Source organism: Allorhodopirellula solitaria (assembly GCF_007859855.1).
In the GTDB taxonomy this organism is placed as follows: domain Bacteria; phylum Planctomycetota; class Planctomycetia; order Pirellulales; family Pirellulaceae; genus Rhodopirellula; species Rhodopirellula solitaria.
This window is the reverse complement of the sequence record NZ_SJPK01000003.1, coordinates 566,905-589,354: the sequence shown is the minus strand read 5'-3', so window position 1 is coordinate 589,354 and position 22,450 is coordinate 566,905. Positions and strand designations below refer to the sequence as shown.

General features: G+C 55.3%; 20 protein-coding genes. 4 read left to right on the top strand and 16 right to left on the bottom strand.

What is annotated here, in order from left to right:
• Positions 1-408 precede the first annotated feature (408 nt).
• From CA85_RS08360 to CA85_RS08335, 6 genes are all read right to left on the bottom strand, one after another.
• A complete protein-coding gene (locus tag CA85_RS08360) occupies positions 409-981 on the bottom strand; it encodes a DUF4175 domain-containing protein (protein ID WP_146390837.1) in 573 nt (190 codons plus the stop codon).
• Positions 978-1,334 (bottom strand): hypothetical protein, encoded by a 357-nt coding sequence (locus CA85_RS08355; protein ID WP_146390836.1) that lies wholly within the window; start codon positions 1,332-1,334, stop codon positions 978-980. The genes CA85_RS08360 and CA85_RS08355 overlap by 4 nt, the downstream gene beginning before the upstream one ends.
• On the bottom strand, positions 1,303-2,712 hold the full coding sequence (locus tag CA85_RS08350) for a hypothetical protein (RefSeq protein WP_146390835.1): 1,410 nt from the start codon (positions 2,710-2,712) through the stop codon (positions 1,303-1,305). The genes CA85_RS08355 and CA85_RS08350 overlap by 32 nt, the downstream gene beginning before the upstream one ends.
• Positions 2,713-2,747: 35 nt before the next feature.
• Entirely contained in the window at positions 2,748-3,365 is a 618-nt protein-coding gene (locus CA85_RS08345) for a DUF6794 domain-containing protein (RefSeq protein WP_146390834.1), read from the bottom strand.
• A gap of 3 nt (positions 3,366-3,368) precedes the next feature.
• Positions 3,369-3,653: a hypothetical protein gene (locus CA85_RS08340; protein ID WP_146390833.1), complete on the bottom strand. Its 285-nt coding sequence runs from the start codon at positions 3,651-3,653 to the stop codon at positions 3,369-3,371.
• A 120-nt stretch (positions 3,654-3,773) separates the two neighbouring features.
• On the bottom strand, positions 3,774-4,106 hold the full coding sequence (locus CA85_RS08335) for a hypothetical protein (RefSeq protein WP_146390832.1): 333 nt from the start codon (positions 4,104-4,106) through the stop codon (positions 3,774-3,776).
• Positions 4,107-4,333: 227 nt separating this feature from the next.
• Between CA85_RS08335 and CA85_RS08330 the strand changes: the two genes are divergently transcribed.
• Both CA85_RS08330 and CA85_RS08325 read left to right on the top strand, forming a co-directional pair.
• Positions 4,334-7,777, top strand: a complete 3,444-nt coding sequence (locus CA85_RS08330; RefSeq protein ID WP_222435417.1) for a class I SAM-dependent DNA methyltransferase — start codon at positions 4,334-4,336, stop codon at positions 7,775-7,777.
• 35 nt (positions 7,778-7,812) lie between these two features.
• Complete coding sequence (locus CA85_RS08325) at positions 7,813-8,544, top strand: DUF4282 domain-containing protein (protein ID WP_186774811.1); 732 nt, start codon at positions 7,813-7,815, stop codon at positions 8,542-8,544.
• Between the two features lie 5 nt (positions 8,545-8,549).
• Here the strand turns inward: CA85_RS08325 and CA85_RS08320 are convergent, their stop codons facing one another.
• The 3 genes from CA85_RS08320 to CA85_RS08305 all read right to left on the bottom strand — a co-directional run bounded on the left by CA85_RS08320 (position 8,550) and on the right by CA85_RS08305 (position 11,495).
• The gene (locus CA85_RS08320) at positions 8,550-8,792 is read right to left on the bottom strand and encodes a hypothetical protein (RefSeq protein ID WP_146390830.1); all 243 of its coding nucleotides are present in this window, start codon (positions 8,790-8,792) and stop codon (positions 8,550-8,552) included.
• Positions 8,793-10,260: 1,468 nt separating this feature from the next.
• A complete protein-coding gene (locus CA85_RS08310; RefSeq protein ID WP_146390828.1) occupies positions 10,261-11,280 on the bottom strand; it encodes an SDR family NAD(P)-dependent oxidoreductase in 1,020 nt (339 codons plus the stop codon).
• A complete protein-coding gene (locus CA85_RS08305; RefSeq protein ID WP_146390827.1) occupies positions 11,277-11,495 on the bottom strand; it encodes a hypervirulence associated TUDOR domain-containing protein in 219 nt (72 codons plus the stop codon). The genes CA85_RS08310 and CA85_RS08305 overlap by 4 nt, the downstream gene beginning before the upstream one ends.
• A gap of 196 nt (positions 11,496-11,691) precedes the next feature.
• Here CA85_RS08305 and CA85_RS08300 point away from each other — a divergent pair, with 196 nt between their 5' ends.
• Together CA85_RS08300 and CA85_RS08295 are read left to right on the top strand one after the other, a co-directional pair.
• Complete coding sequence (locus CA85_RS08300; protein ID WP_146390826.1) at positions 11,692-12,945, top strand: putative DNA modification/repair radical SAM protein; 1,254 nt, start codon at positions 11,692-11,694, stop codon at positions 12,943-12,945.
• A complete protein-coding gene (locus tag CA85_RS08295) occupies positions 12,945-14,390 on the top strand; it encodes a UdgX family uracil-DNA binding protein (protein WP_146390825.1) in 1,446 nt (481 codons plus the stop codon). The genes CA85_RS08300 and CA85_RS08295 overlap by 1 nt, the downstream gene beginning before the upstream one ends.
• 115 nt (positions 14,391-14,505) lie before the next feature.
• Here the strand turns inward: CA85_RS08295 and CA85_RS08290 are convergent, their stop codons facing one another.
• The 7 genes from CA85_RS08290 to CA85_RS08255 form a co-directional block, all read right to left on the bottom strand.
• Positions 14,506-15,006, bottom strand: a complete 501-nt coding sequence (locus CA85_RS08290) for a pyridoxamine 5'-phosphate oxidase family protein (RefSeq protein WP_146390824.1) — start codon at positions 15,004-15,006, stop codon at positions 14,506-14,508.
• A gap of 460 nt (positions 15,007-15,466) precedes the next feature.
• A complete protein-coding gene (locus CA85_RS08285) occupies positions 15,467-15,688 on the bottom strand; it encodes an ACT domain-containing protein (protein WP_246112601.1) in 222 nt (73 codons plus the stop codon).
• Between the two features lie 265 nt (positions 15,689-15,953).
• Positions 15,954-16,472, bottom strand: coding sequence for a four helix bundle protein (locus tag CA85_RS08275; protein WP_146390823.1), 519 nt, complete (start codon positions 16,470-16,472; stop codon positions 15,954-15,956).
• Between the two features lie 147 nt (positions 16,473-16,619).
• Positions 16,620-17,411 carry a hypothetical protein gene (locus tag CA85_RS08270; RefSeq protein WP_146390822.1) on the bottom strand — a complete coding sequence of 264 codons (792 nt, stop codon included), beginning with the start codon at positions 17,409-17,411 and terminating at the stop codon, positions 16,620-16,622.
• A 548-nt stretch (positions 17,412-17,959) separates the two neighbouring features.
• Positions 17,960-18,196, bottom strand: coding sequence for a transposase (locus tag CA85_RS08265; protein WP_146390821.1), 237 nt, complete (start codon positions 18,194-18,196; stop codon positions 17,960-17,962).
• Between the two features lie 1,032 nt (positions 18,197-19,228).
• Positions 19,229-19,975 (bottom strand): hypothetical protein, encoded by a 747-nt coding sequence (locus CA85_RS08260; protein ID WP_146390820.1) that lies wholly within the window; start codon positions 19,973-19,975, stop codon positions 19,229-19,231.
• 550 nt (positions 19,976-20,525) lie between these two features.
• Complete coding sequence (locus tag CA85_RS08255) at positions 20,526-22,313, bottom strand: aspartate kinase (RefSeq protein WP_146390819.1); 1,788 nt, start codon at positions 22,311-22,313, stop codon at positions 20,526-20,528.
• Positions 22,314-22,450 lie beyond the last annotated feature (137 nt).

Below are 22,450 nucleotides of genomic sequence, written 5' to 3'. Positions count from 1 at the left end.
TGCGTTGCTTGGCTTGCATATTCGCCTTTCTAAAATCGCGCACAAGCTCGCGGGATCGACACAAGCATTGGCAGGTGAGTTTTTTCGGTCTGGCTCGGCGCCTCTCCCGAATTCAGACACGCGCGGCGATGCTCTCTCACTATCGTCTGCCGTACCTCGCGATGTCAAGGTTCCAGCGATTCTGACTATCGCAAAATATTGTGCGTCCAGACACGCAAGCCGGGCAGAAACAATCGGTCTATCGAACGCTCAATGAATACTGAATCTTCTGATGAGATTGGAGTGTAAATTGTCCGGCTGGGGCTATACGACCGCGATCTAGTCTCAATCGGCAACGATAGTTTGCCCGCGTTTCAAATAGTGATCCTGCAGCTGCCGTAGATCGAAACCTCTGCTTGGCTAAGTACATCACTTGATTTTCGTCAGTGCGACCCATAGGGCAGCAAACCCGAACACAATACAGAATGCCGAGAAACTCTCGGATTGTTCAGTGTTGACCAACAGCTCAGCGTAATACGCGATTTGCTCATTCCCCGCCGTTGCCTTGGCAAACCATGGAGACAATCCATTGGCAACGATTGATGTGGCAACAGTCGAAGCAAGCCAACGCGGCCAACGCGACCTCATATAGTCAAAGTATGTCAATACGACGGCGAGTCCGCCCGTCAAGCCCATGCAAACCTGAACAGGAAATGGTACAGACAAGCCAATTAGGCATGCTGCGAGAAAAATGCCACTGACAATCATGATTGGCCACCAGTTGCCAGAAGTAGAGGTCGTACTCGTTAGAACAGCATCAGAGCCTGATTCGACTTCTGAAAAATCGCTGTCAGCGATTTCCTCAAGCAGAAAAATAGAGTGTACGTCGATTCTCCGTTTCCATCGCTCTTTCCACTTCTTACGCGCGACGGGCCTTTCTGAGGGCTGGAGTCTTTTGATTTCCGCAAGCTGAACCAAGGCTGCATTGTCTTCCTCGGTCACTTAATAAACTCAAACACCTGAGCAATCCTTGTTCGATCAACCTCGAAAACGTCGCCGTACGCATCGCTCGCTTCATGCGGTATCTCATCTGGAGTGCCGTAGCATTTGCCAACCAAACCGCCTTGCTGATCAATTACGCGATAATAAACGCGAACTAAGCCCAACTCACGCAAGGCTTGTAAAGTGTCGAAAATCTCTTGGTGTGACAGGACATCGGATAGATCTCGAACAACGCGGCGGCTTGTAAATATGTCTTGCCGCCGTTGGCTTCCCAACCAGTGATCGAGCTGATCGGCTGCTTCGCGCAGTTCCGGTCGCTGTTCACGAATTGGAAGTAAGCTTTTCAAGGACATAGTCTAGTGCTTCCGGACTAACGCGGCTTTGAACTGTGACGACGTTAAGGGACGGACCTTCGACGACCGTTCGGAGTGGTACGTATCTTTCGATTGACTTTTCAGGGGCAAGCCATTCTATTGGCGTTCGGTCAGACATGCCCCCTTGTTCGAGAAGCGCGTCCAACGACGCTGCCATCGCGTGGTCTTCGTCTATACTATCATCGTCGGAACCGGGGCGAAATTCCACTGCGCCTTCCAGCACACCGTCCAGAACCGTCATCCTGCCTAATCGGTAAACTCTACTTTTCCCGCTTTTTCCGCTTCCAAACTCGCGGCGATCCCTAGCCAACGCGGTTACTCGGGCTCGCATCGAAAGTTTGACTAATTCGGATTTCACGTCGACAGCTGGGCGAAGTAGCTCCGCCACCGTTCCCAGACGAGCAAGTGTGTCGCTGAAATTTCGTGCAAGTGACTTGTCGACGCGAATCTCAAGATATTCGGGATCTCGCCAGCGAACCACCATCACTGTATTGATGTCTCGAACGCGGTACAAACGGCGATCTTGAAATAGGCCGTCGCCGAGCCTTTCGCCAAACTTGTTGTCGGTCGTTTCCTCCCGTTGATCGTGTCCGTACGCCTTCAGCAACCAGTCCCTGGGCTTTCCGGCAAGACCGAGCCGACAATCGACCCACTGCATCCCTTTGATCGGGCGTTCAAATAGCGGAAAGAAATCGTCACCCCAATCTTCGCCAAACAACCGCTCAGCAATCTCGCTACCTGAGCGTAAACGCGTTCTGACTGCCTCGGTCCGAGCTTTAAACAGAAAGATTGATTGATGTCCGGATTCTTCGCCTTTTTGCAACAGATCGACCACTTCAGAGAACTCAGCATACCGTGAATCAATAGCGTGTTTTAGATTCAAAATCACGTCGCGCTTGGATCCGGATCGCCTCAGAGCCTTTCTCGCATCAGTTGAGCGTTCTTGAATTTTCTCTAGCAAATCTGAAATATCACGTGCATTGCACTGAAGATCCAGTTGTCGGTACACGCCAGGAAGCATGACTGAATCGGCTTTCTCGTTTTTTTCTTTCGCCATACCTTCAAAGTCTATTGTTTCCCATTGATGGATTGCGTCGTTAGAACATACTGGCTGCTTGTACGAATCGAGATCATTGACCTCGCGTACTTCTGACCCAGTACTCGACTTCTGTGCGTTACCACTTCCTAAAAGAGAGCGGCTCGATGCACTTTTGAGCGGCTGAATCGAAAGCATACCACAACTGCACACCAGCGGGGAGTCAGGCACCTCCCTGGTTAAATCTGCGTGATTCACTTTCGGCGAGACCGTTGCTTCCAGGACGCAGCCGGAGACTTCGACGATCGCAAGATGCGCCATTCTGGGATCTGTGACACAGAGGGATATTCCCTCTATCAGTTGTCAACGCCAGCTTCCCTGCAACCCATCTCCTGAGCGGTCGCTATGATCATGTTGCTGACCGCATCGCCATCCAGCGGATCATAGCCGCTGTCGCTGAAGCCCTTGCTAGCCATTGCATCCCGGCGGATCGGCGTGTCGTGATCATGCAATCGCCAAGCGTTGCGGATCTCCAGACCGATGCCGAGGTGCAGTTCATGCGGTTCTGACTCGCGAAATACGGCCCGCTCGGCATCGGTGAGGCTGTCGAGTAGCTGCCGCGCGGCATCGTCCACGGTTCGCGGCGTGTTGTTGGGATCGATGTTCACGATGTTTTCCCCTTTGGCGGTTTTTGGCTTCGATGCTTTCGGCTTCGCGGGCGGCTCGAACTTCACGACGAGGCGACCACCGGCGGCATCGGCCAACGCGGCGACGGCTCCGAGCGATGGGTCGCGATATCCGGTCATAAGGTGCGAAATTACCATCGGTTTTAGGTCCGCGTGTTTGCCGATCTCGGCTTGCGTCATTCCATCCAGGTGAGGCTTGATCTCCTCCAGGATCGCCGACAAGTGAATGCCATGGCGGGTGGGGTCCAATCGCTTGGAGTGTCCCGCCGATGCCTTCTTCTTGGCCATCGATCAAACCTCCGCATTGACGAGCGAGACAGTCGCGGCGTCGGCGAGTCCGCAGTACGCCGGTTTTCCGCGAGGGGATTGAACTCTGATCGTCGACGCCCCTCTCGTGTCCTTTTCGGTCACGACGTGTCGACGGCCCGATGGCTCTTGAACAATGACGGATTCGACACAAGCAACGCCGTTGACGTAACCCGTAATCATTCCGAACGAAACGAAACGGAAGCCGTTCAGTTTGCAGACGTGAAGCTCGAGACCGTTGCGATGAAAGGTGACGAAGTTTTCTGACATGATTTTCTCTCGGGGGTGGCGATGGCTCAATCAACATCACCACTATATCATCACGATATCCACCAGGCAATATCGTAACGCTATATCCCCCGAAAGTATTTTTGCCGAAACTGAATCCCGTCAGAACGGTTGCTTGTCTCCGCCTTGTTCCGGTTCAGTGGCCAGCCAGAAGGCCGCTCGAACCTCGCCTGCCATGTCGTCGACGTCACCGCTATCAATCCGAATGAGACAGCCAAGAAGGGAGCCAGCGTCACGCCTCCGCGATGGAATAGACTCTGTGGCTAAGATCTCACCGAAACGCTCTGCAACGGCTTCCATGATCATCGTCGTGGCTTCTTCGCGGGCATCGACAACCAAGATGTCGGTGCCGACTGCGATGACGATCCACGGGACCGGCTGCGGCATCGAGTCGATGAGTTGAATGTAGTTCCGGCAGAGTTGTCTTTCGTCCATGTGGGTATCGTACAGCAGTCGGGTGAACGTGGGACTACCAGGGCGAAACCGTTGCCCACGCTTACCTAGGCAGTCTTTCGCCCTGCGGTGCGTCTGGTTCTTTAGGCGTTGTATCGCCGCTAGACTGGGGGGCTTTCGGCGACTTCGTGCAGTGCGGAATCACAGGGTTCTGCGTGTTGCGAAATTCGCACCGATTTTAGCGTCAACTGAAAAGCGAGCACGGGGGCATGATGACTCCAGATGAATTTGTATTGCGGTGGGAAAAGTCCGGTGGCGCGGAACTGGCAAACTCGCAGTCGTTTCTCAAAGAGCTTTGCGACTTGCTCGATGTGGACCAGCCCGATGTGACCACCACGGACAAGGAAGAAAACCGATACGTGTTCGAGAAATCGGTCCGGTTCAATAATGGCGACGGCACGTTCTCTCAAGGCCGTGTCGATCTATACCGGGCCGGATGCTTTGTGCTTGAGTCGAAACAGGGAAGCGAACGCAAGGCCGCCGAGTTGGCCGAGGCATTAGCGACTAAAACAAAGCAAGCCGCCAAGCATGCTGGGACCGCTTCCCGAGGTACACCGGGCTGGGAAAAGGCGATGCGGAAGGCTCGAGAACAGGCCAAAGGCTACGCTGAGGCGATTCCTGACGAATGGCCGCCGTTCTTAGTTGTCGCGGATGTGGGCTATTGCTTCGATCTTTACGCGGATTTCACTGGCACTGGGAAGAACTACGTTCCGTTTCCCGATCCACGTTCATTCCGAATCCCGGTTGGCCGCTTGCGGGACGAGTCGATACGCAAGCAGCTGAAACTACTGTGGACCGATCCTCATGGGCTCGACCCGAGTAAACATGCCGCCGACGTCACCCGTGATATCGCGACTCGGTTGGCTAAGTTGGCAAAGAGTCTCGAAGGCGAGCATGAACCCGAAGTTGTTGCCGGATTCCTGATGCGATGTCTTTTCACGATGTTTGCCGAGGATGTTGATCTGATCCGAAAGGGCGGCTTCACCGAACTGCTGCTGAGCCTGCGATTCGAACTGGACAACTTTGCGCCCATGGTCGAGGGGCTTTGGTCGGCGATGGACGAGGGGAAATTCTCCCAGTTCCTACGTGAAAAGGTGCGACACTTCAACGGTAAGTTTTTCAAAGACAAGACCGCGCTACCGGTCACGAAAGATCAACTTGATTTGCTCATCGAAGCCGCCGAGCACGACTGGCGCGAAGTCGAGCCAGCGATTTTCGGCACGCTGCTTGAACGTGCTCTCGATCCCGTCGAACGCCATAAGCTCGGCGCTCACTACACACCGCGAGTCTACGTCGAGCGTCTCGTGATGCCGACGATCATTGAACCGTTACGCGAACAATGGGACGCCACCTACGCGGCCGCCATCCAGTTGGACGAAGAGGGCAAACGCAAACAAGCGGTTCGATTGATTCAAGACTTCCACGGACAGCTATGCGAAACACGAGTTCTGGACCCAGCCTGCGGTAGCGGCAACTTCCTGTACGTAGCGATGGAGTTGATGAAACGGCTTGAAGGCGAAGTTGTTGTTGCGCTCACATCATTCGATGCGGACGTGCTTCCGGGAATCACAATCGATCCGCATCAGTTTCTCGGAATCGAAATCAACCCACGCGCTGCAGCGTTGGCGGAATTGGTGCTGTGGATCGGATTCATTCAGTGGCATGTGAAAACGCGAGACGAAGTCGCCCCGCCAGAGCCGATTCTAAAAGACTACAAGAATATCGAGTGCCGGGACGCAGTGTTGACCTGGGACGCGATCGACGCAGTTATTGACGATGATGGCAATCCCGTTACCCGTTGGGACGGGAGTACGACCAAACCAAATCCCATTACGGGCGAGGAGATTCCCGACGAAAGGGCGCGAGTTCAAGAATTGCGGTACATGCGCCCCAGAAAAGCGGAGTGGCCGGAAACTGATTATATAGTCGGCAATCCGCCGTTCATTGGCACGTCGAGAATGCGTGACGCCCTTGGCGATGGTTACACAAAAACAATTCGTGGAGCATACAAAGAGCTGCCCGAATCGTGCGACTATGTCATGTACTGGTGGCACAACGCTGCAGAGAAAGTTCGTGACGGTCAAGCCAACCGTTTTGGGTTGATCACCACAAACAGCTTGCGACAAACGTTCAATCGACGAGTCGTCTCTCTCCACGTCGATGCCAAGAATCCGCTCTCGATTCACTTTGCGGTTCCCGATCACCCTTGGGTGGATACGGCGATGTGTGCCGCTGTTCGAATTGCGATGACAGTTGGCATAGCGGGCAATCAGCTCGGCCGAGCATTCTTCTCCTGCAAAGCGAGACCCGACGCAGACGAAGCTATCGAGAATGTACGGATCGGCAGGGTCACCTCGCATTTAACTGTTGGCGCTGACATAGGTTCGCTGAAATCTTTGAAAGCGAACAATGGCTTGTCGGCCGAGGGAATCAAGCCCCACGGAATGGGATTTGTTTTAACTCACGACCAAGCAACTGCGTTCGGTCGAAACAGCGACAGCCGTATGAATGACGTCATCGTAGGATACAAAAATGGGAGAGATATCGCTGCGAAAGATCGTAACGCACTGATAATCGACCTGCATGGGCTTTCGGAGAATGAAGTCCGTGAGAAATTCCCCTCACTGTTTCAACACGTTTACACCTACGTCAAGCCCGAGCGAGATCAAAACAATGAGAAGTACCGCAGGGAGAACTGGTGGCTGTTCGGTCGAAAGAATACCGAAATGCGAGCTGCGCTGAAGGAGCTTCCGAGATTTGCGGTTACAGTTAAGACGGCGAAGTTTCGGTACTTCACCTTCCTGGAGGGGGGGACGCTACCGGACAGCAAATTGGTCGTAATAGCGTCTAGCGACGCGTTCCATATGGGGGTGCTTTCGTCGCGAGCTCACGTCTCCTTTAGCAATCAGACGGGCGCTCATCTCGGCGTCGGCAACGATCCTACGTACGTGAAGTCGGCATGCTTTGACAGTTTTCCTTTCCCCACCACTAACGCTGCCACCAAGCAACGTATCCGCCATCGCGCCGAACAACTTGACGCACATCGCAAGCGGCAACAGGATTTACACCCCTCGCTAACGATGACCGGCATGTACAATGTGCTGGAGAAACTTCGATTGGGAGAGGAACTAACAAGGAAAGAGCAGACAATTTACGAACAGGGGCTCGTATCGGTGTTGCGTCAGAAGCATGACGAACTGGACGCCGCCGTATTCGATGCTTACGGTTGGCCGCACGATCTGGACGACGAAGAGATTTTGCAGCGTCTCGTCGATCTGAATTACGAGCGAGCCGAAGAGGAGAGTCGCGGCATCATACGATGGCTGCGGCCTGATTTCCAAAACCCCAACGGGGCCAATCAGACAGGTTTCGCAGACGATGGCCGGACAGCCGAATCGAAGAGAGCCGGCCCGGCCAAAATCAAAAAGCAACTTTGGCCAAAGGGGCCGACCGAACGAATGGTCGCCGTTCACGCCGCGTTGACGCAACATGCTCGCCCAGCCAATCCGAAGGACATCGCAGCCTACTATACCCGCGCGAACAAGTCAGATGTCGAATCCTTGCTGGCGACACTTGTTGCCGTTGGTAGCATCCGGCAACTGGACGACGGCCGATTTACGGTTGGACCAGGGCCGAAAACGAAAGCTTCATAGGTGAATTAATGACATCGACAGCCGACGCCGCGTGGATGCTAAAACACCATGACGGCGAAATACACGGTCCATATACAATGCCAGCACTTGTGGACGCTGCTAAAGTTGGCAGCGTTGCAGAAGACTCCGAAGTGATGCATGAGATGCATACGCGAGGGCAGTGGGTCGCGGTCGGTCTCATTCGACCAATCGCCTTGGCAATCGAGGAGTTCCACAAGAACATTCCTCCTTCCGTTGACAGTCCACCGCATGCGTTTGAGTTCAACGAGGACGGGTCGCCAGGAGGCTTTGTTCAAGCATCAGCCAATCAGCACATGCGAAAGTCAGATTTCAGGCCAAGCATACCAACCACATTCCTGGACGCCTGCTGGGGCTTGATTGATTTTCGCTTCCAAACGTATGTGACGCCGTGGATCATTCGCGTCTACTGGGTGTTTGCCATCATCTTGACCGTTTTGTCGTTGATCTTCGGTGCGGCATCTGTTGTTACCTATCCGTTCCGAGATGGATCGCCTCGTTTTTCTAATTCCTCACCGCAGCTTTCCATCCCACAGAATAGAGATTTCGATTCAATCTACGGTGATTCTAATCGTGAGCTGGAGCAGCCTGACGAAGCAGGGAATCTCGTTGGGGGTGTGATTCACTACATCGTCTCAATCGCGTTTGCGATCATCTTTCTAATTTCTATCCGGCTTGTTCTCGAGACCGGTATCGTTGTGTTCTGCATTGCTGAAGATGTTCGGGCCGTTCGTGAAAACACGACGTAGATCAGCTAGAGAACAAAATGTTGGGTTGGTGGCGTGCCCCGTCGTCTCATCGCTTGGTAGAGCGGGTCCGGGTTGATCGACGATTCCAGCTTGCGGGCATACTCGCTAGCTAGTGCCTGCCGTGCATCGACCTTGGCTTGCCGTGCTTCGTTGGCCGCCTTCGCGATTTCTCGCAGATCGTTGTTGAGCGTGTCGCGGTGAATGCCCAGTTCTCGGCATAGCTCAGCCTTCCAGCCTCTCACGCCCACGTTGACGCTCTTTAGCCGTCGAGCGACTTCGACCCGGCGCAGCTCGGCTAGGCATCGTCTACGGGCCGCTCGTGCGTTCCTGCCCCCGATAAATCGGCATCGCTGCTCAGGTGTCATTTTCGACAGTGTTGGTCTGTTACCGCTCATGATCGTTTTGCCCCGGTGGAGGTAGCGGACGGGCTAGCCAGATTGCTCATTAGCCCACGTGCCACGCTCAGCAGATCATCGCGGGCGGTATCATCGAGCCATTGCCAGACCCGCAGCAGTTCGGCGGCTCGTTCGTCGCCTTCCTGCAGCGATGGGACCGCCCACGGGACCGCCGTTTCGTCGATGTGCGTATTTCCCAGGGAATCAGATGGCTGTGAGAGTCCTAGCGGGGTAGCTGAAAGCGTTGGTATCTACCGATATCGACGCTGCTCAAGCCCGCCACTGGCGGGCTTTTTTCATTTCATGGCAAACGCCTCCCACTGGGGAACGTCCCTGCATTCGGATCCCCCGTCGGCTGGTCCGACGGGAATCCACGTTTTGCGATGAGGGCTAGTCCAGCGTCCAGACGGCTCCCCCATGCGGGCTCGCCCCGCGTGAAAGCAAAGTTTGACAGCCCCGTCCCGAGACAGGCGTCGGGCTATTGGCTACTGGACACCCGTTCGACTTTCAGCACCGCGAGGACGATTTCAATTCGTTCGGGGTCGAACCAAAATCCGCTGCCATTTCGCTCGATATGCGCCCAGCTAGAAGGTGTCCCTTTGAGTCTCACATCGCCCCATGACTCTCGGACGACCACCCCATCGACCGGAGTTCTATAGAAACCTCGTTCCGTCAATTCTCTAACCTGCTTGAAATGAGCAACCTCGGCTACCTCGCGAGTGCAGGATGGTTTGTAGCGACTCGACCACCATGGCGGCTGCGTAGAGTGCGGAACCCAGACACCGTTCAAGGGTGAAAACTTTCCGATCGGAGTCGCGATCGAGAATCCGCGGCTAGCGAGTGACTGCGATATCGAGTTTCCAGCGTAATTCAGTTGTGACGAACGAACCAAAACCGCGTTGAGGCCAGATGTCTGAGCGCGATACTCCCAAAGTTGACAACTGAAAACGACTTCGTGCTCTGTAACCGTTGAAACTTGAATAACTGAAAATCTCAGCAACGCAAATCCGGCTGCCGCCACCGTGAGCAGAGTCAGCAACGACAGAACTCCAACTTTCCAACTGTGCAGAACGTCGCTATTCATCAGCACTCCATTGCGAAGAGTATCCGCACGGCGAGGTTCTTCTCGGAATTTAGTCTCAGGCATCCAGGATGCTGGATTTTTAAGGCATAGGCTCCTGCATCCGAACAAGGGTGAGGGGTTCCAAAGACGTAAGAATCGCGGCAATCAGGTGGCTGAGTCGTCACCGACATTTTGCCTGCTTGAGAACTGAAATCGTTCAAGACACCTCGAAGAACAGGGTTGGTTAGCGAGCGGGGTCTACGCTTCGTTATTGGCGATGGCTGCTTGCTGGGTCAAGGTTGTTAACACGGACGGCGACCAAACTGATTCGCTCTCGAACCCTTTGGCTGAGTCACGTCCGATGCCGCCCATTGTGGGCAGCACTGTCGCTGCTAGCGAAAGGATCTCCTGGGTGACCTCTGGAAACAGGTTTTGCAGCGCAATCGTAACGTTCATCGGACTGTGAATGAATACTTCGCCGCGTCCATCCTGACAGGCCTGCGTGATCTGGTGAGCGGCGGTCTCTGCGCTCATGGACATGACTGGCAGCGAATCTCCGATACTGAACCACGCGTACTCAGCACGATGCTGACCCTTGAAATTCGCATTACGGGGGCTGCCCGTCCGCATGAGTCCCGGGCAAGCTGTGGTGACGAAGATATTCTCTTGCTTCAGTTCGGCCCGCATGCCGTTGGACAAGCCAACCAGCGCAAATTTACTCGCCGCGTAGGGAAGCATGTGGGGGACGGCCCGCTTCCCACCGATTGAAGCGACATTGACGATCCGCCCCCAGCCTTGATCACGCATGGATGGCAGGACGTGCCGCGACATTCTCAGGGCACCCCAGCAATTCGTTTGCATGGAATCCTCGAAATCATCCATCGTCATTGCATCGAGCGGTCCAGCCGTGATGATACCGGCTACGTTGAACAGGACGTCGACTCCGCCGAAACGCGCGCGAACGCCGTCAACAAACGCAGCTACTTCAGTGTCGTCGCGAACGTCACAAGGCGCCGCGATTACCTCGGCGCCGCGATGCCTTAACTCTGATTTTGCCACTTCGAGGTCGGCGCGCGACCGTGCGCAAATCGCAAGACGCGCACCCTGATCAGCGAGGTGACGGGCCATCACCAATCCCAGGCCTCGCGAAGCACCCGTGATCACAACCCGTTTACCTTGCCAACTAAAATGACGTCGGCTGCGTATTACGCGTCGGCTCAACTGGATCGCCGCGTATCCGCCGACCGCTCCCAGAGCAAGCTTTGAAATTGTATTCATGGTTCAGACAACTCACTCTCACTCTTGAGGACCTCGCCGCCGTTCTCTTGCTCGATCAGGTAAGCCGGCTGCTCTTTTGTCGCGTTCCGAGTCACCTCGGTGCCTTCGATGGTACGCCTGACTTTGTCCGTGAAAGCTTCCTTGATTTGGCCACGCGCGGTGTTGCCTGCGTAGTTCCAGCTGACGTGCTGGCGAATGCGAAACTGCTGCGTCATCGGTGGTGTCCTTGAAGGTTGCAGGATCTGGATGGTTAGTGAAAGAGCAAATTGCGGGCCAAATTGCAGGCTGGGCGATGACGTGAGCGGACCGAGATTCTCGAAATTCCGTGTTACCCCGGTCTGCGATTTGCGGTTAGCCCGTCCCTGCTTTCCCACGAAGACTTTTCCGCATACCGAACCATTCCAGTGCACTATGGACGTCCGTAAGAAACTCGCGATACTCGCTGACGCTGCCAAATACGATGCGTCATGCGCCAGCAGTGGCTCCAAGAGCACGCGACCGGACTCGCTGATCGGCAGCACCGAGGGGATGGGGATTTGCCACAGCTACACACCGGACGGACGCTGTGTATCACTGTTGAAAATCCTGCTAACCAACTATTGCATCTATGACTGCCAGTACTGCGTCAATCGCATCTCGAGCGACACGCGGCGCGCCCGGTTCACCGTTGACGAGGTCGTCGATCTGACGTTGGAGTTCTACCGCCGGAACTACATCGAAGGCCTGTTTTTGAGTTCCGGAATCATCCAGACCTCCGACTACACGATGGAACAACTGATCGCGGTCGCGAAGAAGCTGCGGGTAGAGCATCATTACGGCGGTTACATCCATCTCAAAACAATCCCGAATGCGGCCGACGGTTTAATCGATGAAGCGGGGCGGTGGGCAGATCGCCTGAGCGTCAACATCGAGTTGCCCACGGAACAGGATTTGGTGCAACTCGCTCCCGAGAAGAAGAAGCCTCAAATCGAACAAGCGATGCAAGGTATCCGAGGCAAGATCGACGAATACAAGCACGAAGTCAAAGCTGGATTTCAGCCGCCGCGGTTTGCTCCCGCTGGCCAGAGCACCCAAATGATCGTGGGGGCGACGAAGACACCTGACGTCGAAATCCTACGGACCGCGTCATCGCTCTACACCCAACAGCGGCTCCGACGCGTTTATTACTCGGCCTACAGTCCGATCCCGCATGCCGATGCTCGCTTGCCGGGCCAGTCACCACCTTTGGTACGCGAGCATCGCCTCTACCAGGCCGATTGGCTGATGCGGTTCTACGGTTTCGACGCCAGTGAAATCGTCACGGAGGCAGATCAAAACCTGTCGCTGGAGATGGATCCAAAGCTTGCCTGGGCGATCGCCAATCGTCATTTCTTTCCCGTCGATATCAATCGTGCCAGCCGTGAAGAACTGCTGCGAATTCCAGGCATCGGCGTGCGATCGGTCGACCGAATACTCAAGCTGCGGCGCCTTCAAAAGGTTGCGACGAGCGATTTGAAGAAACTCCGCATTGCTTGGAAGCGAGCCAAGTCGTTTATACAGACAGGTGACCATAATCCTGGGCTCGCCGATCTGGACAAGTTGGATCTCGGCCGAAGAATCCGGCCCCAGACGCAGCAGCTTCTGCTCTTTGACGCCGCGTCATCCGCTTTTTCGGGCGAAGTGTAATGCATTTCGTCGAAGTCAACTCGTTCGATCAGTGGCGATCCGAAGCCCGTCGATTGATTGTGCAGAAGGTGGCGCCGCCAGAGATTCACTGGGCGACCGCATCAGCGCAGCCATCGCTGTTCGACGCCGGATTATCTGCTCAGGCGGAGGCACTCGCCGAGAGCCCGCCTCCGCCCTCGTCAACCTTCACGGTGCCCCACGCGTTCGTTTCGCTCGCTCGCGAAGTGGCGTGTCATCGGGATACAGTCCGCTGGGAATTGCTCTACCGCACGCTGTGGCGATTGCTTCACAGCGAATACCAACTGCTCAAACGGGTGACCGATGATGATGTGCATGCGCTGGCGCAGATGCGAAAAGCGGTCTCTCGAGACGTGCACAAGATGAAAGCGTTCGTACGTTTCCGCAAAGTTTCTGACGATCGGGAAGGAGATACCTATGTCGCTTGGCACCGTCCTGATCACCAGATCGTGCGGCTAGCGGCTCCCTTCTTCGCGCGGCGATTCAATGACATGAATTGGTCCATCCTGACGCCGGACGAATCGGTGGTTTGGGAGCAGGGAAAGTTGACTTACGGTCCTGGGGTCCCTGCAAGCGAAGCGCCTCACGAGGATGCACTCGAGGGACTTTGGCGAACTTACTATGCGTCGATCTTCAACCCTGCGCGTATCAAAGATGCCACGATGAAACGCGAGATGCCGGTGCGGCATTGGAAAACGCTTCCGGAAGCCAGCTTGATCGATGATCTTCTCCGGCGGGCACCGGCCCGCGTTGATGAAATGATTGCGAATTCGGAAGGTATCTCGCAAACAGCAATGCGATTCATGCCCACCGAGTTGAGCCTCGACAAGCTAAGGTTGGCTGCCGGCAGTTGCCAAGCCTGCCCGTTGCACGGTCCCGCAACCCAGACCGTATTTGGCCAAGGAAACCCTGATGCCAAATTGATGATTATCGGTGAACAACCTGGCGACCGCGAAGACATCGTCGGCGAGCCTTTCGTGGGGCCGGCAGGGCAGGTGCTCGATGCAGCACTGCTTAAGGTTGGCATCGATCGCAAAGAGGTATACCTCACCAATGTGGTAAAGCACTTTAAGTTCATTGAATCCGAACCGACGGGCGGCCCCCAACGCGGCAAACGTCGTCTGCATAAGAAGCCAGATTCTCGCGAGATATTCGCTTGCCGCCCGTGGCTTGAAGCGGAGATCGCTGCGGTCCGTCCGGACACCATCGTCTGTCTGGGGGCGACACCCTCGCAAGCTATTTTCGGAAGGGACTTTCGACTTACGAGTCAACGTGGCAAATTGCTAACGACGGAGTGGTGTCAGCGAACCCTTGCGACGTGGCATCCGGCAGCAATCTTGCGGATGCCCGACGAGACTCGGCGTGAGCGAATGCGAGACGAGCTGACCGAAGACCTGCGAACAGCGGTGCAGGTTCAGGCCGGCTGACCTCACCGCATCTGCCTAACATCCTAGAATCACTGCCGTAGATTCACGGCCAGCCCCTATCCGCGGGAGGCCGCCGACGCGGCCGAGCGGTTGGTTGCTGCATCCAGTGCTGTAGTCACATCTTGAGATCGCCATGTTGGGCGAGATCGGGTTCCGACCCCGTCACCCCGCCCCAACCCATCTTCAAAAGCGCAACCAGTCTATTTCCTTTCACGTCCCAATAATGAGCTTGTAGCGGAGCAATCTCGATCGCGCTGAGATTCGGGTCATCGAGGCCGTCGAACCATGAGTCATCGGCGCTGCCATACAACTCTTTCAAAATCTCCCGATCTCGTCGGATTTCCGCTTTGCCGTAAACGTTCAGGAACCGCATGGAACTGGGGTCGGAATAGAGCACCTCCACTTGGTTATCGCGTCGTATATTGTCGTTGTGCGTGCTATCTCGGCCGCTCAGAAACCAGATGCGTCCATCGGCATCTACTTTCTTCGTGCTCATGGGGATCGCATGAAATGGCTTGGCAGCCATATCGGTGCACAGCATCGCAAAATCGATGGACTCAGCGAGCTCTTTGAGTTTTGCAACAGCGTCTTGGTTGCTTAGGTCTGTATTCGACACGGGGTTCTCCTGAGCGTAGGGTGACAAGCAAAGTTAGCTGAGATCCCAGTCGCTGCAAAAATGGGACCGAACTCACCGGCAGCTATCGTTCGGAGTTTCGAAGAGTCTCCTCCCGTGCGGGCTCCGCCCGCGTGACAGCGAAGCCCGAAAACGCGGTTTGCGGTCGGGCAAGCGGTTGGTGTGCCGAGACGCGTAAGAAGCGGGGGAGGAATCAGTGTCGTGTGGGACGAACCAACGAGTTGCTCAATATCCAGAAGTATCCCGTCAGGGATGATAGAAAACAGCCGGTGGTTTGAGCGTAAGCCAACACCACCGGATACGACAGTTCGTCCCCTCGTCCACCGCAGAAAGGCTTTTGCTAAATTCGCTACTTATTGATCACGCGTTGCTAAGCGACCGGGTGGGCGGTGCTACCCGGTGCCGTTACGGCACTCAGCTCAACTTGGTAAAGCGACGGGGTTTAGCTCAGGGCGTCAGCGAAGGCAGCGCGGAGGCAGTTTTTCGCGTCGTCTCCGCGGGCGGAATCGATGACGACGTTGACTTGCAGTTCGCTCGTCGCGATCATTTCCACGTTGATTTTGGCCGACGCTAGTTGCTCGAAGAGCACCGTACCGACTTGGGTGTGGCTGCGCAGTCCGATGCCGCTGACGCTGAGTTTGGGAGAGCGGGACCACGGGGACATAGCACTTTGTCCACCAGGCGAAGTCAAACTCGTTCGAAAAGGTGCTGTGTCCCTCTGACTCCTTCAAGCATCACGATGGCAGCCGTTCAAATCCTTTGCAACGGCGAATGAGGAAGCGACATACTCGAGCGAGAGGCGATAAACTTCGAGTCTATCGTGGTCGAAAATCGGTTCGCTCATTGGTGCCCCGAGTCGAGTAGGAGTACGAGTACCGGCTGACGCCTGAGTACGAGTACGATGTCACTTCGTGCCAGAACGGTTGCCGTCACCTAGGACGGACGATTGATTTACCATTGGTATAATCGCGCAAGCCGTCCTTAGGTGCACGGCTTGGTTCTGGCTTTCTTTCTTGCTCGTGCTCAGCATCGCGGTGCTCGTGCTCGTAATCGTTCCCCAGCTCATAGTCTACCGACGGCTCCCTAACGCCGTCAAACTTCATCGCCATTCGAGTTAGCATCGAGACAATTCGTTTGAGCATCCGTTTCAGTTCTCGACTCGCCACGTCCTCCAAACCGTCCGTCGCAACCAGAGCATCTTGAATCGCAGCACGTTCAAACGCAGATCCGCGAGCAATGTCGAAAAATCGAGCACGATCTTTCAAGCTGCGCTTGCCGTTACCCTCGGCGATGTTCAGCGGAATCGATTGAGCAGCGCGAAGCCATTGATCACGAGCGTGGCGATGCAATCCGCTCAGCGATTTCGAAACGTCGAATGCAGCAGCGACGTATCCGATTGACAAACGGTAGACGTCGAGTCGATCGTGGTCGAAGATTGGTTCGGTCATGGTTGCGCCATTTCGATTACGAGCACGAGCACCGTTTCACTGAGCACGAGCACGATGGCCACTTTGTGGCAGAACGGCTGACATCACCGAGGACGCGCGAAAAAGCCACCATTGCCAAACCGCTCGGCTCGCGTCCTTCGGTGCATGTCATTGTTCTTCCTTCTGTGCCTCATTCGACGTTCGACGCATCAGCTTCTCGTGATTTCTCTGATGAAACTCGGCAACTGTAGGCGAATCTGGTGCATGTTCGTCAAACAAGTCGCGAAAACGCGTGCAAAACTGCCTAGCCTCAGGGCATACGATATCGATGTGTGGTGGAACCGAATCGTACATGAACCAAAGCAGACGGTACTCTGATTGTGCGAAGTAGCTTTGATGTTTAATGAAGAATGGGTCGTTGCTCGCAACTTGACCGAGGAACTGTTCGGCAGCAGCGTTTAGTGCTCCGTTCTCACCTACCTGGAACCGAGACAGATCTTGCGGTCCCATGTCGCGAGATATCGATCTCACCGGCAAGTAATGGCATATTCCTTCAAGTCCTCTGGCAAAACCTGGTAAGTGAAACGCAATCGCTTCTCCGAATTTCGTTGGGTCAGTGATCTTAAATCCGTCTTCTGTACCAAATGACTTTTTCAGAGCATCTGAATAGACAGTAGAGCCGCAAAGAACAAACGCATTCTTGCCGAACGACATTGTCGAGAGAATCGTTTGTCCTGTTCCTTCGGAATTGCGATGCATGACAAAGCAAAACCCTTCAGAAACATCAGCCCGCTGTTCATCAGAATGCTCGGCGAAGCGATTGAAGGAACTAATTCGAAGTCGGCCCGTTTGAAAGAAATCGTCGACGTACTTCGTGTCTAAATACCGATAGACGCCCGGCCGCCGAATGTGCCATGGACGAATTAGTGGTTGTGCAAAATCGGACTGTGGATGATTCATGCGAGGAAACGAGTAAACTCAATTACGGTAGAAGGTTTATCTGAATGGAAGAACGGTTGCCGTCAATGGGGACGGTAGAGCGACGTTCACCTGCCAAGACGTGAACGCCGTCCCCCATTGCATGGCATTGTTATTTGCAGGGCGTTGGATGGTTTAGGCTTTAGCGAAACGCCGTGAGGCGGCCAGCAGCAACCAGTCTTACGGCCATTGTATCGGTGTGGGGTTCACGACACAACTTCGGACCTGGGGTTCGCCAGGCGTTGAAGTTGTCACGCTTTGGGATTGGCACGCGTTGGATTCATCAGGCGTTGGAGTTGATCGGCACTGGCTTCCGCAGGGTCGTGCTGCGGACATCGTGTTCGGCTACCACGGCAATTGTCGCCGTGCCGATCGTTGGGCCGAAACGCTAACGGGAGCGCGGATTCGACAGGCGTTGGACGACGCCGCTAAATCAAATAACGGCGGCGATATGCGGGCGGCGGCGAGCGACTCACCCCTGCGAGAACGGCGACCACGCCGCTCCGTATCATCGCATTGTTACGAGTCTTTCAGTGTAGCGTAGAAAAGAAAAGGTGACGGAGGTAATAATTGAGAACAAGGTGCCAATGATTGGGCATCAGACTGAATGAGAACAATTCGACGGGGTACTTCTGCAATCCTTCATCGACGATGCGAATGAACGCATCGTAGTCCTCAGGCTTCTTGAAATTTTCATTCCGATCATTTCCACGATTCAGGGCATGGCAAATGATCCCCGCTTCGTCAGATCGCTTTTGCCGGGGCATGGCTCGCCTCAAGGATAATTGCGTAGAAAGGCTCATTTTGAACGACTGAATCAGCTAAAACTACCCCCGTCACCTTTTTCTTCCCAATCAGCTAAAACTACCCCCGTCACCTTTTTCTTCCCCGTCACCTTTTTCTTCCCCGTCACCTTTTTCTTCCCTGTTGGCCCACCAGGACCAAGAGCGTTCACACCTCGAATAGTCGTTTAATCCAGCTCCTTACCCGTTCGTGTCAGAAGCCGTTGATGCGCCACCGATCGACATCAACCGAGATGGAAACCGGTGCCATTCACCTGCGCCTTTTTTCGGTCGCCACTTACGGGCGAGCGACCGAAAAAAGCCTCCGGCGAACGGCACCTCACCTCCACCAGTGGAAAAAAATGAAGTAAGACAAAAACAACCCAACGCCACTTGTCAAACCTTGGACTTCATAGTCGGCAGTGATCACCGAGCCGGAACGGAAATCGTTATTTCAACTCGCACGCGCAAGTCCGGCTTCGCGTGCATCACATTGTTATCCCGCGATTGCGTGCGGGATTGCACTCATTTTACCATGGAATAGGTGTCGGTTCGTTGGACTGCGTGCATTCCGCGAAACACGAATTGTGCATCCAAGCGCCGAATCCGATGGTTAGTTCTCTCTCAGCGATTCGGGAAGTCGGATAGATTGAAACCGGAAGTCCTTCACCAGTCCCCACGTCCAAGCCGCACGACGGGCACGAGATTGATTTTCGGAGCACTTTGGGTGCAAATTTCGCTGGGTTGTCCGTGACAGTGATGGTCACGATTTCATTTTGATTCCAGTCGGCAGTTAGAATCTGGCCAATTGCAGCGGCGTTCCAGGATTCCAGATTGCGATGCTGCATTTTCGACCATGCGTCATCCCATTCGGCTCTTTCTTGTTCGTCGTTCGACACGAATTCTCCAAGCGGGATAACGTCACGGTTAACCGGGCCGCGGCCAACCGATACTGAATTCAGAAACCGCGCAGCCCGCGGCTCCGGTTGAACCGATTGTTATTTGGCATTTCTCGCCCTACTTCGTGCGAGGTTCGGATACGCGCTTGAGCGAAATAGGTTTCCCTGATGGTTTATCTAAATCTGGAGCAAGCAATTGCGCACCATCGGGATCGGCGGCAGCCTTGTAAGATTTGAAAAGCGACTCATACACGAGTTTGTCGCCGTCCGTCGTGTACCGGTCGATGCTGACGTATGCTTTGGGCTGGACGGTTCCATCTGGGGCATAAAAAGTATCGAATCCCGACATGGCAAGTTCAATACCGTTGTCGAGCCACTTGACGGTGCCAGTGGATATAGTCATCCGGCTGAATCGCGGAAGAGAATGATTGACCAGCCGACGTTGGACGATCCACAACCCGGAGAACCGCGTGATCCGATTTTCCATCGCATATGTGCGGTCAAGGTGCCGATTCAGTTTTCTTTTTCCATCGTTCGATTCGTTGAAGACGTCGCGGACCAGAATTTCATTCTGAGAGTAAACAATCGACTCGCCATCGATGGTTGGATTGGTTAAGACCTCTTGGCCTTTGTTAACGACGATTACCTTTGGGCCATCTTTGTCGGGTTGAGTTTCGATCTCTTCATCAATAACGAACCGAGTTAGCTTCGCGGGATCTTGAGGTTTTCCAAAGAGTGTGGCTAGCCGTTGGTATGCTTCGTCGATCGTCTTTGGAGCGTCATCAGCACGTGCGGTGGTGGCGTGGCAAGCGGTGCATGCCAGAAGCAGGAGAGTCGTCGGAAGGTGGCGGATCGAAAGTTGCATTGCGAAATCCTCTCAGTAAAACGGGATTGGAGTGTTGCCAAATAACAATAGCTTCAACCCTTGTCAGTAGGGTCGTATTCGGGAATCTTTCCAATACGACCTAAGTGAGTGTGGTTGTTTGACCAAATACCCTGCAGGCCGCTAGAGTGGTAGTTGATGATAGTTCTCTCGGGCAGCAAAAGCAACCCCGTCAACTCGAAGGATCATTCTGATGACACTTTTGAAATTTGAGATCGCTGTGGCGTCTGCCGACGGAGTGGGGGAGAGCGATCGGGTTTGGTTCCCCAAGTGGGTGCGGCGGTATGCGATGACATGCCCCAAAGGACTGACCAATGAGCACAGGGGACCACGGGGACAGAGCACTTTGTCCACCAGGCGAAGTCACACTTCTCCGAATGGTGCCGTGTCCCTCTGACTTCTCACCCTGACTTCGCTTTCCCCTGCAATACCGCGGGCTATCGGCTGGTGAGCCGAGACGCGTAAGCGGCCGGGTAGGTGGTGCTACCCGGTGCCTTACGGCACTCGGCTCAATTTGGTAGAGCGGCGGGGTTTAGCTCAGGGCGTCGGCGAAGGCGGCGCGGAGGCAGTTTTTCGCGTCGTCTCCGCGGGCGGAGTCGATGACGACGTTGACTTGCAGTTCGCTCGTCGCGATCATTTCCACGTTGATCTTGGCTGACGCGAGTTGCTCGAAGAGCACCGTACCGACTTGGGTGTGGCTGCGCAGTCCGATGCCGCTGACGCTAAGTTTGGTGATCCCGTCGGCGCCGCGGACATCTCGCATGGCGTGCGTTTGGCAGATTGACTGCGCGACTTTCATCGCGGGCTCGAGATCGGATTGTCCGATCGTGAAGCTGACGCTGGTACTGCCGTCCTGGCCATCGTAGCCCTGGACGATCAGATCGACAAAGATTCCGGCGCGACCGATCTCGTCAAAGATCTCTGCTGCCACCCCCACACGGTCGGGAACGCCGTCGAGGGTCACACGGGCTTGGCCTTCGAGGATCGCGATGTCGGTGAGGGTCAGCGCTTCGAGCGCATCGTTTTGCAGACGCGTGACAACGTCGTCCATATCAGCATGGGGGCTGGAGCCGGCTTGAATCTCGGCCCAGGTTTTTGCGTCCGCGGGGCGTTGATCGAGCTGGAAGGACTCGTGCACTGCCCGCAACGCGTCGGCGGCGTGGTCGCGTGGTACCAGAGCTGAGATTTTGATTTCGCTGGTCGTGATCATGTGAATGTTGACGCCCGCATCGGCGAGTGCGCGAAACATGCGTGCGGCGACTGACTTTTGCCGCGCCATAGCCAAACCCACCACGCTGACTTTCGCCACCTCGGCATCGTGGGTCACCCCCGAGGCACCGATCGTTTCCATGATCGCCTCGATCGCATCGAGGGTCACCTGGAGTTCTTGCCGGGGGACGGTGAAGGAGACATCGGCTTTGCCTTGGGCACCGACATTCTGCACGACCATGTCCACGGCGACCTTCTGGGCGGCGATTGCCGAAAAGATCGCTTGGCTCATCCCGGGAACATCGGGCACGCCGAGCACCGTGATACGGGCTTCGTCCTTTGTTAACGCCGCGCCGCTGACCGGCGAGCTCTCCGATTCGGCTGGGGACACGATCATGGTGCCCTCGCGGTCAGAGAAACTGCTGCGGACGTGGATGGGAACACGAAACTTCTTGGCGAACTCGATGGAGCGAGAGTGCATCACGCCGGCGCCGAGGGACGCCAGTTCGAGCATTTCGTCGTAGCTGATCACGTCCACGCGGCGTGCTTCGGGCAACAGGCGTGGATCGGTCGTGTACACCCCATCGACGTCGGTATGGATTTCGCAAGCATCCGCGCCCAAAACCGCGGCGAGGGCAACGGCGGTCGTATCGCTACCGCCGCGGCCGAGCGTGGTGATGTTCAGGTCATCATCGATGCCTTGGAAACCGGCTGCGACGACGATGTTGCCTTCGTCGAGTAGCGACTCGATGCGCGAGGTATCGATCGACCGGATACGAGCCTTGCTGTAGCTGTTGTCAGTCTTCATGCCGAACTGCCCCCCGGTGAGGCTGACGGCTTTGGCCCCGAGATCATCGATCGCCATCGCGACCAGCGCGACGCTGGTTTGTTCCCCGGTGCTGAGCAGCATGTCCATTTCGCGCGCCGGCGGTTTTTCGCTGACAGCAGTCGCCAAACGCAGTAGCTCGTCGGTTTGTTTGCCCATCGCGCTGACGACCATGACGACCCGATGTCCCTGATTCTGCGCCCGGATCGCGCGGCGGGCCGCGGCGCGAATCTTCTCAGGATCGGCAACCGACGTGCCACCAAACTTCTGGACGATCAAGGACATGGTAAAGCGGTTTCTACGTATCGCGATGGAGACGGACAGGGGACTGATTTTTTCTGGCCCAGGAGCTTACCAGCCAGCGGAAGTTCCTAAAAGCCGATTGTGTACGAGGCCGGGCTAGGTTAGTTTTCAGGTCCAGC